We start from the raw sequence: 2894 nt of genomic DNA, 5'->3' as shown, positions 1-2894 counted from the left end.
AGGTAGTCCAGCACATCGGCCATGCCGGCGTGCTGGGGAGTCTCGACGGCCACGCGGACACGGTGAGCACTCGCTTGCGTGGCGCCGTCGGCCGGCGCTGTCATGTGCGGCATGGACATGACGAACCCAGCGTCACAGTTGTCCACAAGCCCGGGCATTCCGTCATTTGCAGGTCATCTCTGTGACAGTTTTGAGAAAGGTGCCGTAAGCCCATGATTGGAAACGCCTTTCCCACTTGTGCAGGTTTTCTGTGGATAACTTTGTGGGAAAGCTTCATCGGCGTGCGCTAACTGCTTGATCCAGCGCGCTTTGCGACAGATTGCCCCAATTCGGAGCAGTGCTCATTTGTTATTACAAATCAAGCACTTGCCACGATTCGCCGGTATTTTTTCCGCTTTTCGCGAACGCCGCTTATGCCACCGTCTCGCCTAGAGTTTTTTGGGGATAAGTCAAGCCCCTGAGCGCTCACTCACCCTGCAAAACCCGTCGGACAGACCTTGGTATTTGCACCTAGTCAGGCCGCGGCGGGGCTGGCGCGCAAGGCCCGTGAGTGTTCGTGCACAGCCTGGACCAGGTCCAGCACCCGCTCGGGCGGCGTGAACTGGCTGATGCCATGGCCCAGATTGAACACATGGCCGTCCCAGCCACCGTCCGCGCGCTGCGGCCGGCCAAAGCTGTCGAGCACCAAACGGGCTTCTGCCTGCACCACTTCGGGCGGTGCAAACAGCACGTTCGGGTCCAGATTGCCTTGAAGGGCGACACTCGCGCCGACCCGCTGCCTGGCTTCGCCCAGGTTCACGGTCCAGTCCAGGCCGACCACGTCGGCGCCGCATTCGGCGATCTGCCGCAGCCACAGGCCGCCGCCCTTGGTGAAGACGATCACCGGCACCCGCTCGCCGCCCTGCTCGCGCTTGAGCTGCGAGACCACGCGGCGGGTGTAGTCCAGCGAAAAACGCTGGAAGGCGCCGTCCGCCAGCACGCCGCCCCAACTGTCGAAGATCATCACCGCCTGTGCGCCAGCCTCGATCTGGGTGTTCAGGTAGAGCGCCACCGCGTCGGCATTGACCTGCAGCATGCGGTGCATCAGGTCCGGCCGGCTGTAGAGCATGCTCTTGACCTGGCGGTAGTCGTCTGATCCGGCACCTTCGACCATGTAGCAGGCCAAAGTCCACGGACTGCCGGAGAAGCCGATCAGCGGCACCCGGCCGTTCAGCGCGCGGCGGATGGAGGTGACGGCGTCGAACACGTAGCGCAGCTTGTCCATGTCCGGCACGGCCAGCGCCTGCACGGCCGCCTCGTCCCGCACCGGGTAGGCGAAACGCGGCCCTTCGCCCTGCTGGAATGACAGCCCCAGGCCCATCGCGTCGGGCACCGTGAGGATGTCGGAAAACAGGATGGCGGCGTCCAGCGGGTAGCGCTCCAGCGGCTGCAGCGTGACCTCGGTGGCGTATTCGGTGTTGGTTGCCAGGCCCATGAAGCTGCCGGCCTTGGCCCGCGTCTCGCGGTACTCCGGCAGGTAGCGGCCAGCCTGCCGCATCAGCCAGACGGGCGTGTGCGTGGTGGGCTTGCGCAGGCAGGCGCGCAGGAAGGTGTCGTTTTGCAGCGGGGCGAACATGAAGCGATTATCCTGCCGGGCCGCTTGAAGCCCGCCGTGCACCCCTCATCTTGAGCGGGAACGCTGCCTCATGCCTGGGCGGCTGTCACCTGTTTTCTGATGGAGATCAACATGTACCTGACCTGGAGCGGCCTGTCCCGCACGCTGGCCCTGACGCTGGGCGCCGCCGCGCTGACCGCCAGCCTGAGCGGCTGCGGCTACAACGAGTTCCAGCAAAAGGACGAGGCGGTGAAAGCCGGCTGGTCCGAGGTGCTGAACCAATACCAGCGCCGGGCTGACCTGGTGCCCAACCTTGTGGCGACCGTCAAGGGCGAGGCCAATTTCGAGCAGGAAACGCTGACCAAGGTGGTGGAGGCGCGCAGCAAGGCCACGTCCATCCAGGCTACGCCGGAGCTGATCAACAACCCCGAGGCCTTCCAGAAATTCCAGGCCGCGCAGGGCGAGCTGACCAGCGCCTTGAGCCGGCTGATGGTGGTGACCGAGAACTACCCCAACCTGAAGGCCAACCAGGGCTTCCAGGACCTGCGCGTGCAACTCGAAGGCACCGAAAACCGCATCACCGTGGCGCGCAACCGCTACATCCAGACGGTCCAGGGCTACAACGTGCTGGCCCGCAGCTTCCCGACCAACCTGACGGCCAAGATGTTCGGCTACGACGTGAAGCCGGTCTTCACGGTGGAAAACGAAAAAGCCATCTCGGCGCCGCCCTCGGTCAGTTTCGACAAGCCGGCCTCGAAGTAAGCCCGCCATGCGGCTGTTCACCCGCTGGCTTGGCGCGCTGCTGAGCCTCCTTGCGCTGGGCCTGCTGGCCGCTGCGCCAGCGCAGGCCGAACTGGCCGTGCCGCCGCTGAGCGGCCGCGTGGTCGACCAGACCGGCACGCTCACGCCTGTGCAGGTCCAGGCGCTGGACGGCAAGCTGGCCCGCTTCGAAGCCGAGGCCGGGCCGCAGATCGTGCTGCTGCTGGTCACCAGCACGCAGCAGGAAGACATCGCGGCCTATGCCTGGCGTGTGGCGGACCAATGGAAGATCGGCCGGCGCGAGGTAGGCGACGGGGTGCTGGTCGTCGTGGCCAAGGGCGACCGGCGCGTGCGCATCGAGGTGGCCAAGGCGCTGGAAGGCGCGGTGCCGGACCTGGCGGCGCGGCAGATCATCGATCGGGCGATCAAGCCCGCGTTCCAGCGGAACGACTATGCCGGCGGACTGAATGCCGGCGTGGACCAGCTGATGGCGCGCATCCGCGGCGAGCACCTGCCGGCACCGCAGCCGCGCAGCGGCGTG

Annotated in this window: 3 protein-coding genes; 2 read left to right on the top strand and 1 reads right to left on the bottom strand. The window is 65.8% G+C overall.

Features of this window, described 5'->3' with window-relative positions; all coding sequences use genetic code 11:
* Positions 1–514: 514 nt before the first annotated feature.
* Complete coding sequence (hemE, locus tag FKP22_RS26145; RefSeq protein ID WP_141290785.1) at positions 515–1615, bottom strand: uroporphyrinogen decarboxylase; 1101 nt, start codon at positions 1613–1615, stop codon at positions 515–517.
* A 111-nt stretch (positions 1616–1726) separates the two neighbouring features.
* Between hemE and FKP22_RS26140 the strand changes: the two genes are divergently transcribed.
* Complete coding sequence (locus tag FKP22_RS26140; protein WP_141290782.1) at positions 1727–2356, top strand: LemA family protein; 630 nt, start codon at positions 1727–1729, stop codon at positions 2354–2356.
* A gap of 7 nt (positions 2357–2363) precedes the next feature.
* On the top strand, positions 2364–2894 hold a 531-nt coding region (locus FKP22_RS26135; RefSeq protein ID WP_211361591.1), incomplete at its 3' end, for a TPM domain-containing protein.

It is taken from the genome of Ideonella azotifigens (assembly GCF_006519715.1).
Taxonomy (GTDB): domain Bacteria; phylum Pseudomonadota; class Gammaproteobacteria; order Burkholderiales; family Burkholderiaceae_C; genus Ideonella; species Ideonella azotifigens.
This window is presented reverse-complemented; position numbering and strand designations above follow the sequence as displayed.

What these genes read in the sequence shown, in the direction of transcription:
- hemE (WP_141290785.1), bottom strand. Translation starts at nt 1,615, where the DNA reads ATGTTCGCCCCGCTGCAAAACGACACCTTCCTGCGCGCCTGCCTGCGC.
- FKP22_RS26140 (WP_141290782.1), top strand. Translation starts at nt 1,727, where the DNA reads ATGTACCTGACCTGGAGCGGCCTGTCCCGCACGCTGGCCCTGACGCTG.